The sequence below is a fragment of the Flavobacterium daemonense genome (genome assembly GCF_007341385.1).
Taxonomy (GTDB): domain Bacteria; phylum Bacteroidota; class Bacteroidia; order Flavobacteriales; family Flavobacteriaceae; genus Flavobacterium; species Flavobacterium daemonense.
The window spans coordinates 38510-64094 of sequence record NZ_VJYD01000018.1; the positions used below are offsets into that span (position 1 = coordinate 38510).

Sequence of the window (25585 nt, forward strand, 5' to 3'; positions counted from 1 at the left end):
GTTTCTTTGTTTGAGCTTTGAACCTCTGAACCTTTGCCAATTTGAGCCAAATAAAAACAATTTAAACACATAGAAACATAGCTTTTAGATACGCGAAAAAAGGCGTTTCACTTGCATAAATAATCATAGATTTTGCATGGAAGCTATGTGTGGAAAACTAGTTTTTTTCAATCAACTTTAAAAAAGAAAAACCTATGTTTCTATGTGTTTAAAAATTCAGCGGCATTAATCAATCTGACAAAACCTCTGAAACCATATACAACTCTAACCAAAAAATAAATGCTATGAAATACACGAGCGTCTTTCTAGTTTTACTTCTTATTTGGGGAAATTTGTTTTCCCAAAATAAATACCGCCTTAAAAATTTCTCAACCACTGACGGACTTTCGCAGAATTCTGTTATTGCCATACATCAGGATAAATTTGGCCAAATGTGGTTTGGTACACGCGACGGACTTAATAAATATGACGGTAGCCGATTCACTGTTTTTAGAAATGATGTTGCCAATAAAATGTCTATCAGCAATGATATCTTGGCTATTGAAGAAGATAATTCAGGGAAATTATGGATTGGAACTTACAATGGTCTGAATTGTTATGACCCTGTAAGCAATACTTTCAAGCGTTATTTAAATGATAAAACCAATCACACCATAAACAGCAATACGATTTGGTGCATCAAAAAAGTTGGAGATGAAATGTGGTTTGGAACTTCAAAAGGATTGTCTGTTTATAACCAAAAAACGGGGCAGTTTTCGTCTGCAATTCATTCGGCTACAGACAATACGACGATTCCGAGCAACAATATCATGAGCATTTTTAAAACTAAAAAAGGTCAGATTTATATTGGAACCACGAAAGGATTATGTGTCTTGACAAGCAGAAAAAACGAGAAATTTTCGTTTAAAAATTATCCCTTAAATAATATCGATTTACTAAATGTATCAGCAATTGCTGAAGACCGCTTCAGCAACATTTGGGTTGGAACAAAAAACAAAGGATTACTAAAATTTGATTCAGCAGCAAAAAGCTACGTTCCTTTTTTATCTGATGAAAAACGCAAGGAAATTCACAGTGAAATCCGTGCTTTGGCAATTGACCGAAAAGGCTCGATCTGGATTGGCGCCTATGACGGAATTTACATTTTAGGCGAAGACAAGAGTATTCAAAAAATAAACAATAACAATAGTTACAGCAGCAATAATCATAACAGCGGCATCGAAAAAGTAAAATCAATTTTTATAGATAGAAAAGGTTCTGTTTGGATTGGCTGTTATTACAAAGGCGTAAACATGTGGGATATTTCGAATGTGAATTTCTTTAATTATGATCAAAATTCGAAAAAGATTCCGATGAGTTATGATGTTGTCAGCTCGATTGTGGCCGACAAAAATCAGAATATTTATTTTGGAAGCGAAGGTGGTGGCATAACCATCTACAATAAAAACACCGAAACGACAAGCTATCTTACCAATAAAAGCGGACAAACGCCTATAAACGACATCAAATCGATGTGTGTTGCTGAGAATAATACGTTGTGGATGGGAACTTTCTCCAAAGGAATTTCAGCTTATAACACGCTGACCAAAAGAATTGAAAGCGACAAAATTTCACAGCAATTAAAAGATTCAATAAAAGATGTTGGTGTTTATTCCATTAAAACAGAAGGAAATGGGGTATTATGGATGGGAACTTTCAGTAAAGGGTTAATTCGTTATAATACAATTTCCAAAGATTTTCAATTTATTAGAAATGACACTACAAAGGCAAATTATCTAACAAATAATTATGTGCGAACGGTTTTAGTCGACAAGCAAAAAAGGCTTTGGGTGGGAACATTAAGCGGACTAAATCTTATTGGGCTTCAAAATTTTCAACCGAACAAATATGCGGTAAAACATTTCTTTTTTGATGATGCTTCATTTTCTGGGGATGATATTTTGACATTGTTTCAAGATTCTCAAAATAAAATCTGGGTAGGAACAAAAGCAAAAGGGCTACATTATTTTGATGGAAAGAAATTCAACAGAATCAACCTGAAAATTGGAAATATGGTGGTGACATCGATCCATTCAATTTTAGAAGATGATCATAAAAATTTGTGGATTACTACCAATCAAGGAATTATAAAATATAGCACCACAGCAAAAACAGTTGTGAATTATGATCAAAAGGACGGAATTACAAATAATGAGTTCAATGATAATGCAGCGTTAAAACTTGATGGAAATAAATTTTATTTTGGAAGCCCTTCTGGAGCAACTTATTTTGATTCCCGAAATATTTCCAAAAATCAATATGCGCCACAGGTTTTGATTACAGATTTGAAAATCAAGAATAAAACAACAAATCCAAATGATTCTTTAGATATTTTAGAAAAAAGTATTGGTTATACCAAAACCATTACTTTGGATTATGACAAGGCTAATTTCTCGATCAATTTTGCAATTCCGAATTTCATCCGATCAAAGAAAAATCAATACAGCTACCGTTTAACGGGACTAGAAAATAACTGGACAACAACCAAAAACAGCGAAGCCAATTTTGCGATTCAAAATCCGGGGACTTATGTTTTTGAAGTTAGGGGTGCAAATAATGATGGAGTTTGGAACAAATATCCAACCACTTTGACTGTAATTGTAAAACCGGCTCCTTGGCGTAGTATTTGGGCATTTTTATTGTACGGAATTATAATTGGTTTGGGATTATACGGTTTAATCTGGATTATGAAATCGAAAGCCAGACTGAAACAAAAATTAGAACTGGAATATCTAGAAACCAAACGTATAGAAGAAAACAACAAACTGAAACTGGACTTTTTTACGAATATTTCGCATGAATTCAGAACACCATTAACTTTGATTCTAGGTCCGTTACAGCAAATTTTAGCCGATTATAACGGAACCAATGAAATGTACAAAAAGCTTTTGGTTATTGAAGGAAGTGCCAATCATTTGTTGAGTTTGATTAATCGTCTAATGGATTTCAGAAAACTTGAAAATCATCAAGTTACACTTGAATCAGCAAACGGAAATATTGTAAAATTCACCAAAGAAATCTTCTTATCGTTTATTGAATATGCGAAAGACGGCGGTTATAATTATACGTTTGAAACTTCAGATGAAGAAATTCTGGTTTATTTTGACCGATATAAACTCGAGCGCGTTTTTTATAATTTGATTTCGAACGCTTTTAGATATACTCCAAAAGGCGGTGCAATCAATGTCAAAATCACGCACGACCAAGAAAATCTCTTTATCGCCGTTGAAGATTCAGGTGTCGGAATTGCGAAAGAACATATTCATAAAATTTTTGATTTGTTTTTTGAAATTCCGATGCACAACCAAGTTCAGAAAAACTACAACAAAGGCACCGGAATTGGGCTTTCGATAGTGAAAAATATTGTTGAACTTCATAAAGGAAAAATTGATGTTACCAACAAAACTTCGGGCGGCGTTGTATTTACAGTTGCGTTGCCGCTTGGTCGCGAACATCTTTCAGAGAATGAAATTATCCCAGATTTCAAAATCAGTGATGACATCGGGCAATATCAGGCACAATTAGAAACATCGGAAACAATTGAAAATGAAGATATTGAAGATTTAATTGTAAACGAAGAAAAACAGACGATCCTGATTGTTGAAGATCATAAAGTGTTGAGAAAATTCATGAAAAATTTACTCAAAAAAGACTACAACATCATAGAAGCCGAAAATGGAAAAATTGCCTTTGAGAAAGCACTAAAATACACCCCAAATTTGATAATCAGCGATGTTATCATGCCAGAAATGGTTGGTACAGAACTTTGTGCCAAAATAAAAGAAAACATCAAAACAAGTCATATTCCTGTTATTTTATTGACATCTAGATCGTCATTAGTTTACAAATTCGAAGGATTAGAAAGCGGCGCCGATGATTACATAAGCAAACCGTTTAATTTGATGGAATTTAAGCTTCGAGTTAAAAACTTATTGAATACGCAGGAGCGTTTAAAAATCAAATTCTCAACCGAAGACAGTTTTATTCCGTCAGAAATTACGGTTTCTTCTTTAGACGAAGAACTCTTGAAAAAAGCGTTTAAAATTGTCGAAGAAAATATTTCGAATGAACAATTTGATATTCCGTATTTCTGTTCCGAATTAGGCGTGAGTCGAACCATGCTGTTTTTAAAAATAAAAGCGTGGACAAATTGCACACCAAACGAGTTCATTCATGAAATACGATTAAAACGCGCCGCGCAATTATTGGAACAAAATAAACTGACCGTTTCAGAAGTGAGCTACAAAGTTGGCTTCAATAATCCGAAATATTTCAGCAAATGTTTCCAGAAAAAGTATGGCGAAACTCCATCACATTACGCAGACAAATTTTACAAATCTACTGTCGTAATTTAAAAAAATCCTGTGTTTTAAGGGCTTTAAAAGGGTATCTGTATTTTTAGATACCCTTTTTTGTATTTCTATATCGTTTTCGGCTTCTACATTTGCCCTATGAAAATTAAAAAAAGAAACTTGACATTGCTTCAATTTTTTTTTGTCATCCTAATTATAGGAATGAGCCTTTTGATTTTCTATTTTATCTAACACTAACTTTAAAACCAAAAATGAATGTTTACGAATAAAAAAATAAAATCACATAAATGATGTGTTTTTGATATGTGTGTTTTTGACACATAGACGCATAAGAACTTAGATAGTTTAATTACATTTAATAAAAAAAACAGAAATGATTCCAAACCCAAATTTAAAGCCAAGCAATTTTGGTTTTTTAAAAAAGATTAATTAGTAATATGAATAAAGTTAGTTTCATTTCTTTAATTCTAGGGTTTGCATCGCTGGCAACAGCATGCAAATCCGGAATTAATGCACAATCAAAAAAAACAACCTCAGCAACCAATACACTTCTGGAAACGCGTTATAAAATGCTGCTCGATTACCCCGTCGATTCGCTGTCGATGCCGAGAAGCATGAATACAAAAACCTTAGAAATTCACAAAGTTCCGTCAAGAGATTGGACAAGCGGTTTTTTTGCAGGAAATCTTTGGCAATTGTACCGACTAAAAAACGATCCGCAATACAAAGAACAGGCTGAAAAATGGACGCCCTTCAGCAAAAAAGAAAGCGTAAACAGAAACTCACATGACGTAGGTTTTAAAGTATATTGCAGTTATGGCGAAGCTTTAAAAGCCGAAAACAAGAAAGAATACGAAGCCGTAATTATTAAAGGCGCCGAAACTTTGTGCACTCGTTTTAACGAAAAAGTAGGTTCGATCCGTTCTTGGGATTTCAACAAAGAAATTTGGGATTTTCCTGTAATTATCGATAATATGATGAATCTCGAATTGCTTTTTGAGGCTTCAAAATTATCCGGAAATCCAAAATACCGCGAGATCGCCATCAAACATGCCAACACTACTTTAAAAAATCAATTTAGAGAAGACAACAGCTGTTATCATGTTATCGATTATGACCAAAAAACGGGCGATGTAAGAAAGAAAACAACGCTTCAAGGTTATAATGATGATTCGGTTTGGGCCCGTGGTCAAGCTTGGGCGGTTTATGGTTTTACCATGTGCTATCGTTACACAAAAGATCCAGCGTATTTAAAACAGGCTAAAGCCACTGCAAAATTTTTTATGACCAATAAAAATCTGCCAAAAGACGGAATTCCGTATTGGGATTTTAAAGATCCTAGTATTCCAAATTCGCCTCGTGACGTTTCTGCCGCAATGGTTATGGCTTCTGGATTGTATGAATTATATGGCTACACAAAAAACAAAAGTTATTTGGCTTTCGCCGATAAAATGATGGCTTCGGTTCAAACTGATAAATACATTTTAAATGAAAACATCAAGGGCCCATTTATTTTGGATCACAGCACTGGAAACTGGCCAAAACACGATGAAATTGACGAACCAATAATTTACGCCGATTATTATTTCCTTGAGGCATTATTAAGAAGAAAGTAGCAAAGAGACAGAGGTACAAAGTGACAAAGGTTTTCGCCTTTGAACCTATGAGCCTTTGCCCCTTTGAACCTAAAAAAAATAATTTATGATTAACCGACCAAACCAATATAATACATTTCAATTTTTTACGCTTTTTGTTTTTTTTCAGATTTGTCTGAGCAGCAGTTTTGCTCAGGCAAAGCTGAATATTAATAACGATTGGCTTTATTTAGAAAACCACACTTCAAACCTCAGCGAAGCCCAAAAAAATCAAAATTGGGTTGCGCTAAACTTGCCACATACTTGGAACGCCGAAGATGCAACCGACTTGTACCCAGGCTACAGACGCGATGCAAGCTGGTATCAAAAAAAACTTTCAATTCCGCAAATTGATCAAAACAAAGTGTATTCTTTATATTTTGAAGGCTCAAATATTACCACAAAAGTATATGTGAATGGTAAAGAAGCCGGTGGCCATATTGGCGGTTATATTGGTTTTTCCATCGATATTACAAACCTCATCAAAGAAGGAAATAATGACATTTTTGTTCGTGTTGACAATAGCTATGACATTGAAATTATTCCGTCTCAAAAAAGTGATTTTTACATTTATGGAGGAATCACGCGCGATGTTTGGTTGGTTTCAAAATACAAAAATCATATTGACAATTTAAAAATCACAACTCCTGAAGTTTCGGCTAAAAAAGCTTCGGTTCAAGTTGTTTCTTCAATTGTAAATGTATCAAGTTCAAAAGATTTGTCGTTAACGGTGACTTTAAAAAATCCGAAAGGAAAAAAAGTAGCAAGCAAAACGATTTCAGTTGCAGACAAAACTTCGACAATTACTTTCGAAAACATCAAAAACCCAGAACTTTGGGATACAGACAACCCTAATTTATATTCGCTGACAGCCGTTTTATCAGAAAAAAATCAGATTAAAGACAGCGTTTCAGAAAAAGTAGGTTTCAGATGGTTTGAATTTAAAGATCACGGTCCGTTTTATTTAAATGGAAAACGTTTATTGCTTCGCGGAACACATCGCCATGAAGAGCAAGCCGGAGTTGGCGCTGCAATGACAAATGAAATGCATTGGGCAGATATGAAATCGATAAAAGCTATGGGAGCAAATTTTGTTCGTTTGGCGCATTATCCACAAGATCCTGAGATATATAAAGCCTGCGATGAATTAGGAATTTTGGTTTGGGATGAATTGCCGTGGTGTCGAGGCGGAATTGGAGATGAGCTTTGGAAAACAAACACCAAAAATATGCTTCAGGAAATCATCAATCAAAATTACAATCATCCAAGCATTATTCTTTGGTCATTAGGGAACGAAATTAACTGGCTTCCAGATTTTCCTGATGGAGATAATGCCGAGAAAACGAATGCTTTTTTGACCGAATTAAATGATCTTGCGCATAAACTTGATCCAACAAGAAAAACGGCAATTAGAAAATATTATGAAGGTTCGCATATTGTCGATGTCTTCTCGCCATCTATCTGGTCTGGCTGGTATTCTGGAAGTTACAAAAGCTACCAAAAAGCAATTGATGTTTACAAAAAAGAATACAACCATTTTATTCATGCAGAATATGGTGGCGACAGTCATGTTGGGCGTCACAGCGAAAATCCGGTTACGGGAGAAAATGTCATAAAATCTGAAGGCTGGGAAGAAGCGATTGTTCAGACTAAAGTAGCAAACATCGCTCAAATTGGTGATTGGAGCGAAAATTATATCGTTGATTTATTTGATTGGCATTTGCATATATCCGAGAATGATTCATCGTTTGTGGGAAATATTCAATGGGCATTTAAGGATTTTGCAACGCCATTACGCCCTGAAGATGATATTCCGTATATGAATCAAAAAGGCCTAACCGACCGAAATGGGAATCCGAAAGATGCCTATTATGTTTTTAAAAGTTATTGGGCAAAAGAACCTTTCACGTATATTGAATCACACACTTGGACAGAACGCCAAGGTCCTGAAAATATGCCAAGAACAATCAGTGTTTTCAGCAATTGCGAAAAAGTGACTTTATTCCACGACGGAAAAAATCTTGGTGAAAAACAACGAAATGTTACGGTTTATCCTGCATGTGGCTTGACTTGGGATATTAATTTCAAAAAAGGAGATAATACATTGGTTGCTGTCGGAAAAAGCAAAGACGGCAAAACGGTTTCTGACACTATAAAAGTCAATTATCGTTTTACTAAAAATGATGCTGCTTCATCATTGCAATTATCTGCCGAAAAAATGAAAAACGGTCATTATCTGGTAACAGCAATTGCAATTGACAATCACAATTTACGTTGTTTGGATTATGAAGCAAGTGTCTATTTCCAATGTCTGAAAGGCGGAAAAACCATGAAAAATCAAGGTACGCCAACAGGAAGCGAATCGATCAAAATGGCAAACGGAAAAGCTTCTATAGAAGTTATTCCAGATGGTTCAAATGATCCAATCGAAATGACGGCATTGAACCAAAGTTTTAAAGGAGAATATTTAAAGATTCCAGTTAATTAAGATTTTGTTTTTTTAAGGCACCGCCTGTCACCCTGAGCGAAGTCGAAGGGCAGCACGAAGCTCCACAATCAAAATTGCCAATCTTTGTAGAGTCACTTGCTGCCCTTCGACTTCGCTCAGGGTGACAACTTATGACTATGCAAACCATAAAGCGGTTAAAAACCATTATCAATTCATTAACAAAAAACAAACTGTAATTTCATGATTTTTCTTAATTATTAACTTACTTTGTAGTAATCTAAAAATTGTAATCTTATGAAAAAAATTTATTTAATGGCAGTTGTATTGTTCACTGCCCTTTCGGTTCAGGCTCAGGATGTGGTTAAATTTCCTCCTTTAGATGCAAGTCCGGCTGATATTTCTTATTTCCCAAACAAATCAGTTAAATTCAAAAAAACAGATAACCCAAGTCCGGTTGTCAAAGTTGTTTACTCAAGACCTTCGGTAAAAGGAAGAACTATTTTTGGTGATGTTGTTAAGTTTGGTGAAGTTTGGAGAGTTGGTGCAAACGAAAATACTGAAGTTAAATTCTACAAAGCAGTAACAATCGGTGGTAAAAAAATTCCTGCTGGATATTATAGTTTATTTGCTATTCCTGAAAAAGACAAATGGACAATCATTATCAACAAAGAACTTGATATGTGGGGCGGATATGCTTATGATGAAAGCAAAGATGTTGTGAGGGTTTCAGTTCCTGTTAAGCCAGTTTCTGATGTAATCGAAGCGTTATCTATTGCTTTCACAACTCAAGGAAATGTTGCTAATTTGGTTATCGGTTGGGACAAAACAACTGTTGAATTGCCAATTACGGTTAAATAATTAATCGCTTTTAGATATAAAAAAAAGAGACATTTTTTCGATGTCTCTTTTTTTGTTTTAATGTCAAAAAATCTTTATTTCAAAAACTATTTCATTTTGATAATTTTATCTTTATATAAGATATTTCAAAATAATCATTTCATTTTTTTCATTTATTGTTTATTTATATTTTAATTCTACTATAATTACTCATTTCTTGATAAGTAATTGTCATTCATAATTATAAAACCTCTTACTTTTATATAGTATTGCTCTTTATCCGAAATATCTAAATAAAGACGATTATTGTCACTAACTCTTTTGTTTGTTACATGACATAATAGTGCTGTTAATATTACTAAAATGATATATTTCATAATTATGACAAATATTATTTTATCTTCTTATCTATCTCGGCGAATTTAAGAGCGGAATAAAAAAATTATTTAGTATAATATTCCTTTAAAATAGGAACAATTCTAACTTTATAAAAAATCTTCTCTTTGACACCTAATTTTTTTCCCATTTCTTTATCAATTAATGGTTTTATATCATAAAACTCTTTTGTTGTACTTTTCCAACCATTGTCTAAACTTGGAGCACACTCAATTTCTATTAAAGTCTCCTTTTTGAAAATTTCTTGAAATTTTTTAAATAGAATATTTGTTTCAATATGTTTTTTATTTACTAAAAGCATTCCTTTTTTAATCCCCTCACAATTGCAGAATGAGATTTCATTCTCTTCCGAACTTGATTCAACTACATACTGTTCAGCAAAACTTTTTAAAATATAGTCCAAAAGTTCTATATCATTATAATGAGAAGATTCATTAATAAAGAATAACGATTTGTCTATAAATAACTGCCATAATGATTGATTAAGCAACTCGACCCCTCCATGTGAAATACCTGGTAATTTAGAACTTTCTTGTAATAGAAAATAAGCATTTTTATCTTCTAATTGTTGGATACGAATTAGTAATAATTGAGTAAATAGTGTTGGTTTTGGATCTTCAAGATGATCATCATCACGACTGTCATTATTGTTTTCTAAATAATTTTGAAAAGCTTCTCTATAATTCTTATCTAATAAATCTTTAATTTTAATATCCTCTATAAAAACATTTTTGTATTTATACTTTTTAAATTCAATATCCTTTTTATCAAATAAAGAATTATCAAGATTAATGTTGCTTGACAAGGTTTCACTATTAGAGTTAATTGTTAAGGGCATATTTTCTATTGTTTTTTTTGACTCGATATTATGTTCTTCAGTGCTACTTTTTTTATTACATGATATTATGGCTAACGAAGCCAATATTAAAAAAATCTGTTTCATAATTTAATTACTTTATAATTTTTACTTTACCTGGTTTTATGGTCGGGTTTATTTTATGATATTCTAGCCACCAGTCATAAATACGTTTTGCATCAGCATCGAAGACCCTTATACATCCACTAGTTCTTAATAATTTAGGATTCTCAAGAGGTAAATAAGTACCTTTTTCTTCTTGTCGTCCTCCATGTATCCTAATTTCAGACCTACCACTTTTGTCAATTTCATCTCCAGAACCTTTTATTGGTTCGAATACTAATCTAGGATTTGGCCCATATGCGATTCTGTCTCCTCCACTTTTAAAAGGAGAACTACTAATATTATACATTCCAAAGGGAGTATCGTTACTGTTTTTAGTTCTGTCTTCTCCTTTCCAACCTTCCATCAAACAATCTGATATTGTCAAAACTAAATTTTTATTATGATCAAAAATTTCAATTGTTCCCCTTCGACAATTTTTCCTCTGTTTTTTATCATGTGTACATTTTTTTCCAGTATATTTTTCTGTTATGATTACATTCCAAGTCCCTGATTCTATATTTGGTTTAGAAACTTCATCTTTATTACAGGTAAAAATATTTGTTTTGTTATTTTTACCATTATTGAAGTAATCTTTTACATATTCTTCTATTTCCCATATATAAGTTTTCCCTTCACCATCATATTTTTTATTACCGCCTTTTTTAACTTTTTCCTTTTCTCCTTCTTCGTAAAAAAAGCCGGGATTTTGTCTGTAACCAAAATGTCTGGATTTACTTAAATCAGTTAAAGTTTTACCATCATTCTTATATACTAAAGCATATTCGTTATCAAACACAACATGATTTGGTGTACTTCCTTTTCCTATATCTACCGGCATTAAAATTGATAAATAGAAATCTGTTAATGTCACTAATTTAGATTTCTTTTTTTCTAAATATTTTTCAACATAATCTAATTGTTGAATTGCGGTCATTTTTAGAAGTGCATCTCGCGAAGTTCCAATTGATTCAGCAGCGTCGTCTCCAAACTGAATTAAACCCACATAACTTGATCCTTTTCCTGCAGTTGGAGAGAATGTTCTTCCTGTTTCAAGAGCCATAGCTGCCATCAATAAATTTGGATCTTTTCCTAATCTTTTGGAAATCTCTACAACTTTTTTCCTAAACTCACATGAAACTTTATTTCCCCATATCAAATCATTACTCTTGCATTCACAAATATTTTCTTTTTCATTCTTTTCAACTTTAGGCACATTAACTGTCAAAACCTTATTAGTTGTTTCAACAGGATCCTGCTTGAAAACAGTAGCATCAACATCAACAACTGCACTTTTAACAAAATCATGTGTTTGCAAAACTTCGATTTCAGCAAATAATTCCTGCTCGTTTCCTTCAGCCCAATTGCTTCCGCCTAGACTTCTAGGTATTGCATCTAATGGGACAACTATTGCATGAAGATCCGATTTTATCGTGAAGTTTTCAGTAAACAGCAGATCATTGCTTACCAAATCTTCATCATACAATTTGAGGCAAACTTCTTTTCCTGGTAATCCTGTTGAACTTATCCAGACTTTAATCTGTTTTTCCTTAAATATGCCTTTAATCTGATTTCCGGCAGTATCTGTAATATGTACAGCGCTAATTTTACCTTTTACTGCTTTTGAGGAAGTAGGCTCATGTGAATCATTTTTAGGTTTCTGCTCCGCAGGTTTGTTTTTAACCGGCTGTTGCGGAGTTGTTTTTCCTTTGTACGGAGCTACTGGCGTTTCAAGCGCATTGATATTGATATTATTGCTGGCTATTTTGCCATCATTGTACTCTGCGGTTACATAAAACTCATGAATTTTATCTTTTTCGTGACCTCCTCTTTCAGCAATTTTTGCAAAACTTGGTTTTAATAAAAAATTAATATCTGCCTTCCCAAATTTTACAATTCCTGAAAGTGTTTCTATATAGTTTTTTTCATTGGCTTTATTATGTCCGGCGCCTTTTACATCATCTTCCCACATTGTAACACATATTCTTCGTTTTTCCATGTTCAGACAAAATACCCTTGCTTTAACAGTTTGTCCGTATGATAAACGTCCGTTTATTTGGGCTCCGTTTTTATCTAGTAATTCGATATGATCAATTTTTGGTTTTGCAGATAGTGGTTTAATATCTAATCGCGCCACTTTCTCGCCTTTTTTAACTAGAATTCGAATGCCATTTCTCGTAAGACTTTTTTCCAAAAAAGTATAAGAAACTTTATTTCCACTCTTATCATTCTCTTTTGTTTTTCGCCATCTACCCCATTCTAATACATAAACTTCCCAATAAACAGGATCATAAGAAAAGCTATTTTCTTTGTTGAAAGGACTACTTGGAGCTTTCTCAAAAAAGTCACTTACAGTATATAACTCAAGAACACCAACTACGGGGTTTGGATTTCCTATTATTTTAAAATTTGACATAATACATTTACTTACAAATTGAATCGTGATCTTCTAAACTCTCTTTAAATTCAGCCATATTAACCAAGGGATTGATTTGATTATGCAAGAGCGAGCTCTCTTGCATTTTTAAAGCACTCCATTGATTTATTACAGCCTGTCATGGTTTGTAACTACTTCCTGTAGGCTGTAGTTTACAGTTCCCAAAGGTGTTTTTCTCCAGTGTTTGCCCTAATTCTTTAGTGGTGGCAATAAGTTTTTTTTCGGCATCTTTATCGTTTGCAAAGTGTTTGTTTTGCGATTTTACCTGCAAAATATCTGTTTTATCAGCTTCTTCGTTGAATTTGCATTTTAGCGTTGCACCTTGAACTACTACATGTTTTCTACTCATAATTTTTTATCCAAATTAATACAATTTTCTTACAAAATTACAATTATAATATTTTTCTTTCAATTTATTTTGTTGCATAAAAAAAATCCATCTGTTTTATTTAGATGGATTTTTAAATTTTATAATATATTATTTCTTAAACTTTCACAGTTTCTATAATCTTATCCAAGGTAATTGGTAAATCTCTAACTCGTTTTCCGGTTGCGTTAAAAACAGCATTTGCAATTGCAGGCGCCATTCCAACCAAAGCCGTTTCGCCAAGACCTTTTGTTCCCATTGGGTTGCTGACAGGATCTTTTTTATTAACGAAGAAAACCTCTTGTTTTTCAATATCCGCATTTACTGGAACATGATAATCAGCGAAATTATTATTTATTGGACGCCCAAAACGATGGTCAATTTCCAACGCTTCCATCAATCCCATTCCGATGCCTCCTACTGCACCGCCATACATTTGTCCAGCCGATGTTTTTTGATTGATAACTGTTCCGATATCGGCACAAGAAACCACGTGAGCCAATCGTATTTTTCCTAAATTCGGATTTACCAATACTTTTACAAAGTGGACTGAAAACGAATAAATCGAATATTTTTTTGCTTCGTCATTTGCTTTTGACTGATTTTCGACTTCAAAATTTTCCGGTTTATTGGCACTCATTAATGTTGCTAATGAAACTGTTTTTGAACTGTCTTTTGTAGAAGATATTACACCATTTCCAAAAGTCAGATCTGTAATTGGAATACCTTTAAAAACAGGATTTTCAGCAGCCAATCCAATCACTTTACTTACCAGCAAATTACAAGAATCATGAACAGCAGAGCCAACAGACGATGTTGTAGCCGATCCTCCTTGCGTAGGTCCTTTTGGCAATCCGCTTTTTCCCATTTCGATAATCACATTCTCAGCTGGCAAGCCTGTAATTTCAGCACCAATAGCCGTCATCATTGTTGCCGTTCCTGGCCCCATATCATTTACACTGCATTGCAAAACCAAATTACCGTCTGGCAAAAATTTTGCTTTTACAGCTGTCGCGCTTCGGTAACAGCCAAAAGTTCCTGTTCCCATTCCGTAACCCACAAGCCAGTTTCCTTCTTTAACAGAACCCGGTTCATTTTTACGGTTTTTCCAGCCAATGCGCTCCATTCCGCCCTCATAGCATTCTAAAAGATATTTACTGCTCCAAGGTTTGTTTTGTTCCAAATCTTTTTCGGCGTAATTTATTTTTCTGAATTCAATTGGATCCAGATTTAATTTATACGCCATTTCATCCATTGCACTTTCTAATGCAAATGAACCCGTTGCTTCCCCGGGACCGCGCATCCAAATTGGCGTGCAGGTATCCAAAGGCACAATTCTATATCGTGTTGAAACATTGGAACAATCATAAATAAATCGGGACATATTTACGGTTCCTTCCATGAAATCTTCATAACTTGAAGTCATTGCAACCGCTTCATGCGTCAATCCGGTTAATTTTCCAGCTTTTGTGGCACCAAGCCCCATTTTCTGAATTGTATAAGGTCTGAAACCAACATTGGTAAACATTTGTTCACGATGCAAAACTAATTTTACAGGACGATTTAACTTTTTTGCCCCAATTAATGCTGCAATTTCATAAGGCCAAGTATGCAATCCCATTCCGAATGCACCTCCAAGATATTCCGAAGTTACTTCAACATCTGCTGGCGGAATTCCGAAAACTTCACCAACGCTTCTTCTTGTTCCCTCAACACCTTGACTTTTAGTATATAAAATTGGTTTATTTCCTTCCCATTTGGCAATAATATTAGCCAACTCCATTGGATTATGAACCTCGGTCGGAATCGTATATTCGGCTTCAAAAACAACCTCAGCATTTTTATAACCGTCATGTTCACCACGATGGTAATCATTTCCTTTATCGGTTTCTACTTTTTTCTCTTTATCGGCCGCTTTTTTAAGTTCAGTCGAATGTTCTTCTTTTATATATTCGGCCTTAATTAAACTTTTCGCATATTGCATACGTTCAAAAGTATCGGCAATAACTAATGCAATCGGCTGATCATAATATAAAATTGAATCATCTTTAAAAATCTGCAACGGCTGACCAAAATTATGTTTGTCTTTTGCTTTTTGATAGCCAACAGGTTTATCAACATTTAAATGCGTAATAACCGCCAAGACTCCCGGCGCCCACTCTGCTTTTTTAGTGTCGATAGCCTTAATTTTTCCTTTTGCAATCGTGCTTCCAACCAAACAGGCATAAACTACTCCAGGTGTTTTATATTCCGCCGAATACGTTGCTGTTCCTGTTACTTTAGCAAATCCATCTACTCTATTTATATTACTTGTCTTGCTCATAATTCAATTTATTTAGATGATGCTATAGTTAATGCTTCAACAATGGCATTTGGTGCCAAAGTCAATTTAAAATCATTATCTCCATAACTTTTTGCCCCTTTCATAGCCAAATTAGCAGCTTCCTTAAAAGTAGTTTCAGAAATGGTTTTTCCTTTCAAAAAATCCTCAGATTCAGTTAATCGCCAAGGTTTGTGTGCTACACCGCCCATTGCAAGGCGTGCATTCACGATTGTATTATTTTGAATATCCAAAGCGGCAGCAACAGAAACCAATGCAAAAGCATAACTACTTCGGTCACGAACTTTTAAATAATGCACATTTTTTGTGAAATTATTGTCCGGAATTTCAACAGAAGTAATTAATTCTTTATCCAGAAGTGTATTGTCTTTTTCTGGCGTATTTCCAGGCAGACGATGAAAATCAGAAAATTTAATTTGTCTTTTTCCTTTTGGCCCTTCAACCAAAACTGTAGCGTCTAACGCCGCCAAAGCCACACACATATCGCTCGGGTGAACAGCAATACAGCTTTCAGAAGCCCCAAAAATTGCGTGCATTCTGTTTGAACCGCCAATAGCGCCGCAACCGCTTTTAGGAGCTCTTTTGTTGCAAGGCATATCGGTATTATAAAAATAAGAGCAACGCGTTTTTTGCAGCATATTACCGCCAACAGTTGCCATATGTCGTATTTGTTGAGAGGCGCCAGCCGCTAAAGCCAATGCCAACAAAGGATGTTTTTCTTTTATAGAAGTATCTTCGGCAACTTGACTGTTTTTTGCCAAAGCGCCAATCGAAACTTTTCCGTTTAAAAATTCGATTTTCTTTAAATCTAAAGCAGTAATGTCAACCAATTTATCTGGAGCCACGACATTTTTTTTCATTAAATCAACCAGATTGGTTCCGCCGGCAATAAATTTAGCAGATGATTCTTTACTAATGCTTGTAACCGCCGAGGCCGATGACAAGGCTCTAATTATCTGAAAGTTTTTCATATTTCCTTCCCTCCTTCCTTAACTTCAGTAATTGCATCGACTATATTGTGATAAGCGCCACACCTGCAGATATTGCCGCTCATGTATTCTCTAATTTCTTCTCTGCTGTTGGCATGGCCTTCTTTTATGCAGGCAATTCCGGATATGATTTGTCCCGGAGTGCAATAACCACATTGAAAACCATCATTTTTGATAAAAGCTTCCTGCATTGGGTGCAGTTTTTTTCCTTTCGAAAGTCCTTCGATTGTTGTTACCTGCGCATTTTGCTGCATGGTAGCTAAAGTCAGGCAAGACAAAATTCGGGTTCCGTTTACATGAACGGTACACGCGCCGCATTGCCCGTGATCACAGCCTTTTTTAGTTCCTGTGAGCTGCAATTGTTCTCGCAATAAATCAAGAAGCGTAGTTCTTGGTTCGATGTTAAGATTGTGTTTTTTTCCGTTTACTTCAATAGAAAGTGGTACTGTCTCTAAATATTCGGCGATTTTTTCATCCCATTTTTTCTCTGAAGCCATTACCAATGAGGGCGGCGCCAAAGCAAGAGCGGTAAAAAGCCCCGATTTTTTTATAAAGTCCCGACGAGAATTTGCATCTTCATTCGCTGCCTTATTCTCATTTGTTTTTTTAGAAGCCATTCAGTCTATTTTTAAATTAGGAAAACACCCTTATCATCCTAACAAATTTAACAATCTTAGAGAACAAAAAATTATAAAATTCAAACATTAGCTTTATTTAGAATAATTACAATTTCTATTTTAACGCAAAGGACGCAAGGTTTTTTTATATTCGTTGTGTATAGCAAACGCAAAGAACACAAAGCTTTATCAATTCTAGCTTTGCGTTCTTTGCGGTAATCTAGATTACTAACTTTAAAAAAAATCTTTGTGCGCTTTGCGTTAAAAAAACCATACCACTTTTTTAAACGCAAAGAACGCAAGTTTTTTTTATCTTTCATGTGTAAAGCAAGCGCAAAGAACGCAAAGCTTTATCAATTCCAGCTTTGCGAATTGCGTTTATTTAGCATAACGAAGATCAAAAAAACTTGCGTGCTTTGCGGTTAAAAAAAAGATATAGCAGGTTTATTTTTTTATTTTTACAAAATCAACTCAAAAGTATGTCTCAACAACAAATCATTTATCTCGATAATAACGCCACAACCCGTGTTGATGAACGAGTTTTGAATGCTATGCTTCCATATTTTTCGGATATTTATGCAAATGCTTCAAGTAGTCATATTGCTGGTTTGACGGTAAATGAAGCAGTTGAAAATGCTGCTTGGCAAACCGCAAATCTCATTGGCGCGAAGGAAGACGAAATCATTTTTACATCAGGCGCGACAGAATCTATTAATCTCGCCATTAAAGGTTTAGCAAATCAAGAACGCAAACATATCATCACGATTTCAACCGAACATAAAGCAGTTTTAAAAACCTGTGAATTCATGGAATCTTTTGATTTTGAGGTTACGTATTTGCCTGTCACTTCAAGTGGATTTTTAGATCTTTCTGTTTTAAAAAAAGCAATAACTGATGAAACGCTCTTAGTTTGCGTTATGATGACGAATAATGAAACAGGCGTTCAACAAAATATAACAGCGATTTCTGAAATTGCTCACGCTAAAAATGCACTTTTCATGAGTGATGCAACGCAGTCTGTCGGGAAAATTCCAGTTGATGTTACTTCGCTTGGAATTGATCTTTTGCCTTTTTCGGCACATAAATTTTATGGTCCAAAAGGCATTGGCGCGCTTTATATTTCGGCGAAAGCCAAAATCAAACTGACTCCGCAAATTCATGGAGGCAACCAACAGCGAAAATTACGAAGCGGCACGCTCAATGTTCCCGGAATTATTGGTTTAGGCAAAGCGAGTGAAATTGCGCTTAACGAAATGAAAAGCGACGAAGAAGAGATTTCAAAATTGAGAGATCAACTCGAAAAAGGTTTGCTTCAATTTGAAGGTTCTTTTGTAAACGGAGCAATTTCTGAAAGAATTTACAATACTACAAATATCTGTTTTCCGGGTGTTAATTCTGAAACATTGATTATTGCTTTACAGCATATTGCAGTTTCAAATGGCTCGTCTTGTTCAGCGGTAACTTCTGAACCTTCACATGTTTTAAAAGCTTTAGGATTGTCTGATGAAAATGCTTTGAGTTCGATTCGTTTTAGCTTGGGAAAATTTACAACTTCTGAAGAAATCGAAGAAACTATTGAGCGCGTTCTGGCTTTAGTTCGACAATTACGTCAATAGATTTATTGCCACAAAGTTTTTTTTTACAAAGATGAAAAACTTAGAGCCTTAGCAACTTAGAGCCTTAGCAACTTAGAATCTTAGCAACTTAAAACTCAGACATCAATTTATTGTAATCCTCTTCAGTATCAATATCAATATTTCCTTTTTCGAATAAAACCGAAGCAACATCATCAGAAAATCTATTGATTATTTTTTTTGCTCCTTCTTGACCTTTTAATTCCAATAATTCGGTGAAATATTTTTTATTGAAAAGCACTGGAGTTCCAAGCGTTTCAGAATAAGCAGAAGCAACAATTCCTTTTCCGGTTTTATAATGTTCTTCAATCAGGTTTTCAAAAATTAAACTTGAAACATACGGCTGGTCGCAGACTGCAAAAATGCAATTTTCGGTTTCTGGATATAAGTCTATTAGTTTTTTAAGTCCGTAAACAATAGAAGACGACATTCCGGATTCCCATTCTGGATTAAAAACAATCTTAATTCTTGACGGATCAAGTTCTTCTTCTATCAATTGATTATTTGCACCAGTAACGACAATTATTTTTAAGTCATGAACCAAGGAAGCTTCAGCAATTGTATTTTTAAGAAGCGTTGAATCTTTATAACCCAAAAGTTGTTTGGGCTGTCCTAATCGAGATGAATTTCCTGCCGCCAAGATTACAATGCCGGTTTTATTTTTAGATTCCATAATGAATTTCGTCGTGAATTTTTCCCGACTTGTATTTTAAAGAAGTTCCTGTTTTAGCCGATTCAAAAGCCTTTATTTCCGCAACAATTGATAACGCAATTTCTTCTGAAGTTTCGGAGCCAATATCAAGCCCAACCGGACTGTGAATTCTATTTAACTGCTCTTCATTCAACGTAATTCCCTCCATTTGAAGATCATCCAGCATTCTATTAAATTTTGATTTTGGACCTAGAATTCCGATGTAACGGCAATCTGTATCCAATAATAATTTCAAAACAGCCAAATCATATTTATAATTGTGCGTCATTAAAACAAAATACGTTTGATCGTCAATCGTAATCGAATTCAAAAAATCTTCTTGTTTTACGGCCAAAACCTGACTCGCTTCTGGAAAACGTTTTTTAGTTGCGTGTGTGCTTCGGCCTTCGCCAATAGTAACTTCCCAGCCAAGCAAAGCGCTCATTTTTACGATTGGCTGAACGTCATTTCCAGCTCCCGCAATGACTAACGAAATCGGCGGATTTACATATTCAATCAAGGCTTCGTCTTCTGGATTTTCCTGAAGTTTTTTTACAGCCGATTTTTTGGTCAGAAGCACTTCTTTAGCATCCGAAATTAAATTCAAAGCATTATTGTTATGATGTAAAACCGGACTGTCTTTTCTAAAAAACAAGCTCGTTCCTATTTGTGGCGCTCCTCTTTTTAAAGAAAAAATCGTAATAATTACGGCTTCTTTTCTATCTGCTTTTAATTGTTTTAAAAGCTGAATAGGATTATTTTCTAATTCATTGTCAATGTATTCAAACAAAATATGAACAATTCCGTTACATCCCAGCTGAAGACCAATTTCGGCGTCGTCTTCATTGCTGGTATTATAAGTAACTAATTTATTTTGTTTTTGATTGATGGAAAGAAGCGCTTTTCGGAGCGCATCGCCTTCAAGACACCCTCCACTTATTGCTCCAGTCAGCAAACCGTCTTCGGTCACGAGCATTCGCGCGCCGGGCTGTCTGTATGAAGAGCCTTCGACTTTGACAACTGTTGCCAGAGCTGTCTTTTTACCTGCTGTTTTTGCTTCTGAATATGCTTGTAGAATTTGGCTGATTTCCTTCATAAAATAATAATTAACCAGCAAAACAAACTTCTGATGATTCTTTGACTGTCTAAAATTAAAAAATATTATAAAATTAAGCGTTGGAAAATCATTTAAGTTTAAAAAATGAGTGCGTATTTAACAATATCGAAACAATTATTTTTTCTAGCAATATCATTTATATCTCGAAGTTTTGTATTTTTATCTGTAGCAAAATAAATTAGTTAACTTAAAAATAAACTGCATGGGAAAATTTGTAATTACTAAAAGAGCCAACGGAGAATTTCAATTCAATTTAAAAGCCGGAAATGGACAAACGATTTTAACAAGTGAAGGTTATACTACTAAAGCTGCTTGCACGAACGGAATCGAATCTGTGAAAACAAATTCGCAAGATGATGGCCGTTTTGACAGAAAAGAGTCAAGCAATGGCAAACCGTATTTCAATTTAAAAGCCAGCAACGGACAAATTATTGGATCAAGCGAAATGTACGAAAGTGTTGCCGCTAGAGAAAACGGAATCGAATCTGTAAAGAAAAATGCTCCTGATGCTGAAACTGACGATCAGACGGCTTAAGGCTTATTATTTATAAATAAAAAAAGCTGTTTCTAATTATTTTAGAAACAGCTTTTTTATTGTCCTTAAAACTACTTCTAAAAGCAATTTATTTTGTTTTGGCATGTATTACAACGAAGGAATACGGAGGCAATTCTCTTGAAAAAGCTTCTTTAATTCCAATTTTCTGAGTAACTGGTCTTGCTGTTGTATTCTCTGGCGAACCCGATAATATCGTGTAATCAGCATTTTCCAACAATGAAAAATTCGATAATTCAATTGACGGCGTTACAGCAACCGGAAGCACGTTGACCAACTTGATAATCAAATCTCCAGAAGCTTGATCTTTTACAACAGAAAGTCCAATGCGTTTATTTACTTCGTCATTATCTGAAACTTTAACCGAACTTTCAATATAAATATCGCCCGGATTTTGCCCATACAATTTTTGCACAAAATAATTTACGGTTGGCTTCACTTCACTTCCTGTAAAATAAATCAAATCGGGATTCCATTGTGTGTGTTTTTCTCTTGCTAATAAAGGTGCATACGAAGCCATTGCGACCACATCACCATTTCGTTCTACTCCCGTTAAATATAAAGCTTCCGCCAAAGCATTATAAAATTTATTCCCGCGTGAAGCATATTCGCCCAAATATACTTTTGATTTTGAGCGGTCATAGCTGTCATAGAAATCCTGATTATTGATAAACCAGCCCGGCGTTTGATAATAATGCTCATCAACCATTGGCAATTTCAAATCATCGGCAATTTTCCAGCCTTCATTGTAATCTGTTCCTTCAAAAAAGGGTCCAACGGTTCCTATTATAGTAATTTCGGGATATTTCTGCTGAACGGCTTTTACGATCATTCGGTATCTTTCTTCAAAAACATCACTGATCAAATCTTCATTTCCAATTCCAATATATTTTAAATTGAAAGGTTTTGGATGTCCCGCTTCGGCGCGTTTTTTACCCCAAACGGTATTCACGCTTCCGTTGGCATATTCGATTAAATCCAAAACATCCTGAACGTATTCGTCCATATCTTCCATCGGGATTCCGAATTGCTGTCCCGAACCTCCGTCAGATGAATTTTGACACGGAACTCCGGCCGCTAAAACCGGAACCGCCTCGGCACCTAAATCTTCGCAAAACTGAAAATATTCAAAATATCCTAATCCCATTGATTGATGATAACCCCAGATATTTCGCATTGGGATTCGGCCTTCAAGCGGACCAATTGTGTTTTTCCATTTGTAAATATTGTGTAATCCATCGCCATGCGCCACGCATCCGCCAGGGAAACGAACAAATTTTGGATGCATGTCCGCAATTGCTTCAGCAAGATCCAAACGAAGTCCGTTTTTGCGATTTTTGAAAGTTTTTTGAGGAAAAAGCGAAACCATATCAACTTCAGTTTCTCCATTTGTACTAATTTCTAAATGCGCATCGTTTACTGTTTTTGAAACCTTTAAAATCAAGTTGATTTTCTTCCAAGAAGACGTTGGCGTAAAAGATGTTTCGGCTAAAATTTCTCCGTTTGAAGATTTTAATCGAACTATTGCTTTTGAACCTTTTGCAAAAACACTAAAATCGTACTTTTCATTAGCTTTCAAAGCAATTCCGTCAAAACCAGAATTGCTGATGCTGCCTTTTGAAATTATTGCATAATTTGGATTGTTAGCGTGAATTGGATTTTCTTTGGCAATTTTAAAATCACCGCTCCACGCCATTGTTGCGTTCCATTTTTCGTCTCTTTCTTTTTTATCGTGCAAGGCATATTCGAAGTCACGATTTTGAATCAATTCGCCATACAAACCTCCGTCAGCGGCATAATTAATATCTTCAAAGAAAACGCCGGTAAGCATATTACTGATTTTTTTGGACTGCTCGCCATTTATTTTAATTTCGGCCTTTACCGGTTTCAAACCTGCAAATAATAAACTGTCACTTTTTGGAGACGTATTGTCTTTTTTGTCTCTAAATTTAACCGATTCCATATTTTTAATCATAGAATCGACCAAACTCCAATCTACTTGATGCAAAGTCCCTTGCACAACTACGCCTTGAATTGTGATTTCTTTTTTCTGTTTGATCGAAGAATCATCGGCGTCAATTGTTGTCGGACTGTAATTTTTGAAATCTTTTGTTGCTGTAGCATAATTTTTTCCGCTTTCGCTGAAGTGCACTAAATATTGACCTTCTTTTTGACTCACCTGAACATTTTGAATAATCGATTTATCTTGGGCTTTTCCAACAAAACTTTTCATTCCTTGAATGTAATTTTGTCTTCCCCAATTCACTAAATCCTTACTTTCGGAATGTGCAAAAACATTGTCTTTTACGCTCCAGAAACAGTGAAAAATTCCAGCATTATCACGAATCAAAAAAGGTTCAGACATGCTTTTTCCTGTTGGTCCCCAGCTTCCAAAATCTGATTTCAGAAAACTGAATTCGGGCCCAATCGGAAACCAGTTTTTCTGATCGGTACTCCATGCAAAATGAAGTCCGTTTTTGCCATTATTCTTCAAGGTCGAATAGGCAAATAGATAGACTTTATCTGGCTTTTCCATTGGCTTTATGCCAAATCCGGACGTTATAAAAATAATCGTAAAAAGTAAAATCAAGCTAAAAAGACAGCGCAGCAAAAATGTTCTCATTATTTTTTACCTTTTAATTGATATAAAACGGAAGCATGCGCTTTTAAATCTGCCGAAATTTCTTTTGAAGACAATTTAGATTTTTCACTCGTCCACATATTCAAAACCTCAATTGAACCAGAAAGTCCAAGGTCTGAAAGATTTACTGAAACTTTTTCTGAAGCATCTGAAATATTAAATAAAGCCAGATAAACACTGCCGTCTTTTGCATTTTTTGAAGTCACCGCAATTTTTCCATCTTTTTGGAAAAGCTGTTTTACAGCCGTGCTCTCGTTGTGCATTTTTACAACTTCTTTATTCGTTAATAACGAAAGCGTAAAAGCATCATTGCTCGGCAAATCGCCACCAAAAAATAAAGGTGATTTGAAAATATTGAAAAACGTAATTAATGTGTATTGCTCGTCTTTTGTCAAACGCGTCATGCGGTCTACACCACGTTCTCCACGCACTGAAATACGTCCAAGCGGAATCATATCGCAGTCTGGCCACGTTCCCGGCGCAATGTAAGGATACCATTTTTGAGCCACATCCATTAAATGTGTGATGTGCGGCCAAGTGTCCCAAACATCGTCAACCATTCTCCACATATTGGCATGCGTGCTCACATGTGGCGCAGCCGAAATTGGCGTTTCCCCCGGAGAGGTACTCAATACAATTTTACGTCCGCATTTGTCGATCGCATTTCTGATCAAGTTGATTTCTCCCTCATGATAAGGTCTTGACAAATCATCAATTTTGATAAAATCAACACCCCATTGTGCGTATAATTCAAATATAGAATTGTAATATTCCTGAGCTCCAGGCTTGTCTGCAACAACGGTATAATTATCTTTCAGCCATTCGCATTGGAGAGCTGTTGAATAAATTTGGTCTGCCGTGATTCCGTTTGCACCTTTAATTGGCAGTTTATCTTCAACTGCTTTTTTAGGAACGCCACGCATAATGTGAATTCCAAATTTCAATTCTTTTTTATGAATATAATCGGCTAAAGGCTTAAAACCTTGCCCGTCTTTTGCAGAAGGAAATCGGTTGACAGCTGGCAAATATCTTCCAAATTTATCCATCACATAACGTGGGTCTTTCTGGTTGTAACCGCCCGCTTTGTCATTTTCTACAAACCATCTAATATCCACAACAACATATTCCCAACCATATTTTTTAAGCTCTTTTGCCATATAATCGGCATTGGCTTTTACTTCGTGTTCTTCTACAGTTGGTCCGTAACAATCCCAGCTGTTCCAGCCCATTGGCGGTGTTTGCGCCCATTCTTTAAATTCTTCTTTTCCAACTGTTTTGGTCTGTGCATTAGAAGAGATTGATGCCAAAACAATTCCTAAAGTAAGGGTAATTCTGTTTTTTACTTTCATTTTAATATAAATAAATGTGAATATTACACTTGTAAATATATAAAACTTTTTGACATAATACACATTAACCTCAGTGTTAATCAAAAAAACAGAAAGATTGATTTAAAATTTAAGAAAAGGTGGTTTTTGAGATGTATATAATTAAAAAAAGCGCAAAATCAGTGACATTTGCGCAGCGCTTCTTATTCTAAGAAAAATTTATTCGACCCACAATCGTTAGCGC

At 35.0% G+C, this 25585-nt stretch carries 16 protein-coding genes; 6 read left to right on the forward strand and 10 right to left on the reverse strand.

Features of this window, described 5'->3' with window-relative positions; all coding sequences use genetic code 11:
• The first annotated feature begins 284 nt into the window (after positions 1-284).
• The 4 genes from FND99_RS18260 (at position 285) to FND99_RS18275 (ending at position 9293) form a co-directional block, all read left to right on the forward strand.
• On the forward strand, positions 285-4394 hold the full coding sequence (locus FND99_RS18260; protein ID WP_144339373.1) for a hybrid sensor histidine kinase/response regulator transcription factor: 4110 nt from the start codon (positions 285-287) through the stop codon (positions 4392-4394).
• Between the two features lie 395 nt (positions 4395-4789).
• Complete coding sequence (locus FND99_RS18265) at positions 4790-5968, forward strand: glycoside hydrolase family 88 protein (protein ID WP_144339374.1); 1179 nt, start codon at positions 4790-4792, stop codon at positions 5966-5968.
• Positions 5969-6053: 85 nt separating this feature from the next.
• A complete protein-coding gene (locus tag FND99_RS18270) occupies positions 6054-8474 on the forward strand; it encodes a glycoside hydrolase family 2 protein (RefSeq protein WP_144339375.1) in 2421 nt (806 codons plus the stop codon).
• Positions 8475-8729: 255 nt separating this feature from the next.
• Positions 8730-9293, forward strand: coding sequence for a DUF2911 domain-containing protein (locus FND99_RS18275; protein ID WP_144339376.1), 564 nt, complete (start codon positions 8730-8732; stop codon positions 9291-9293).
• A gap of 421 nt (positions 9294-9714) precedes the next feature.
• Here the strand turns inward: FND99_RS18275 and FND99_RS18280 are convergent, their stop codons facing one another.
• The 6 genes from FND99_RS18280 to FND99_RS18305 all read right to left on the reverse strand — a co-directional run bounded on the left by FND99_RS18280 (position 9715) and on the right by FND99_RS18305 (position 17377).
• On the reverse strand, positions 9715-10611 hold the full coding sequence (locus FND99_RS18280; RefSeq protein ID WP_144339377.1) for a hypothetical protein: 897 nt from the start codon (positions 10609-10611) through the stop codon (positions 9715-9717).
• Positions 10612-10618: 7 nt separating this feature from the next.
• Entirely contained in the window at positions 10619-13042 is a 2424-nt protein-coding gene (locus tag FND99_RS18285) for a L,D-transpeptidase (RefSeq protein WP_144339378.1), read from the reverse strand.
• Between the two features lie 139 nt (positions 13043-13181).
• Positions 13182-13412, reverse strand: coding sequence for a hypothetical protein (locus tag FND99_RS20310; RefSeq protein WP_342777800.1), 231 nt, complete (start codon positions 13410-13412; stop codon positions 13182-13184).
• Between the two features lie 136 nt (positions 13413-13548).
• The gene (locus FND99_RS18295; RefSeq protein WP_144339379.1) at positions 13549-15753 is read right to left on the reverse strand and encodes a xanthine dehydrogenase family protein molybdopterin-binding subunit; all 2205 of its coding nucleotides are present in this window, start codon (positions 15751-15753) and stop codon (positions 13549-13551) included.
• Between the two features lie 8 nt (positions 15754-15761).
• Positions 15762-16742 (reverse strand): FAD binding domain-containing protein, encoded by a 981-nt coding sequence (locus FND99_RS18300; protein ID WP_144339380.1) that lies wholly within the window; start codon positions 16740-16742, stop codon positions 15762-15764.
• Positions 16739-17377, reverse strand: coding sequence for a 2Fe-2S iron-sulfur cluster-binding protein (locus FND99_RS18305; RefSeq protein WP_144339381.1), 639 nt, complete (start codon positions 17375-17377; stop codon positions 16739-16741). The genes FND99_RS18300 and FND99_RS18305 overlap by 4 nt, the downstream gene beginning before the upstream one ends.
• 479 nt (positions 17378-17856) lie before the next feature.
• Between FND99_RS18305 and FND99_RS18310 the strand changes: the two genes are divergently transcribed.
• Positions 17857-18993, forward strand: a complete 1137-nt coding sequence (locus FND99_RS18310) for a cysteine desulfurase family protein (RefSeq protein WP_144339382.1) — start codon at positions 17857-17859, stop codon at positions 18991-18993.
• An 88-nt stretch (positions 18994-19081) separates the two neighbouring features.
• On the opposite strand, the gene FND99_RS18315 is transcribed toward FND99_RS18310, so the two are convergent.
• Together FND99_RS18315 and FND99_RS18320 are read right to left on the reverse strand one after the other, a co-directional pair.
• Positions 19082-19684 (reverse strand): nucleotidyltransferase family protein, encoded by a 603-nt coding sequence (locus FND99_RS18315; RefSeq protein ID WP_144339383.1) that lies wholly within the window; start codon positions 19682-19684, stop codon positions 19082-19084.
• Complete coding sequence (locus FND99_RS18320; RefSeq protein WP_144339384.1) at positions 19674-20798, reverse strand: XdhC family protein; 1125 nt, start codon at positions 20796-20798, stop codon at positions 19674-19676. Before FND99_RS18320 ends, FND99_RS18315 begins: the two co-directional genes overlap by 11 nt.
• A 223-nt stretch (positions 20799-21021) precedes the next feature.
• Here FND99_RS18320 and FND99_RS18325 point away from each other — a divergent pair, with 223 nt between their 5' ends.
• Positions 21022-21354 (forward strand): YegP family protein, encoded by a 333-nt coding sequence (locus FND99_RS18325; RefSeq protein ID WP_144339385.1) that lies wholly within the window; start codon positions 21022-21024, stop codon positions 21352-21354.
• 88 nt (positions 21355-21442) lie between these two features.
• Here FND99_RS18325 and FND99_RS18330 read toward each other — a convergent pair whose 3' ends face one another.
• Complete coding sequence (locus FND99_RS18330; RefSeq protein WP_246074244.1) at positions 21443-23908, reverse strand: alpha-L-arabinofuranosidase C-terminal domain-containing protein; 2466 nt, start codon at positions 23906-23908, stop codon at positions 21443-21445.
• Between the two features lie 86 nt (positions 23909-23994).
• Complete coding sequence (locus tag FND99_RS18335; protein WP_144339387.1) at positions 23995-25362, reverse strand: glycoside hydrolase family 27 protein; 1368 nt, start codon at positions 25360-25362, stop codon at positions 23995-23997.
• Positions 25363-25585: the final 223 nt, after the last annotated feature.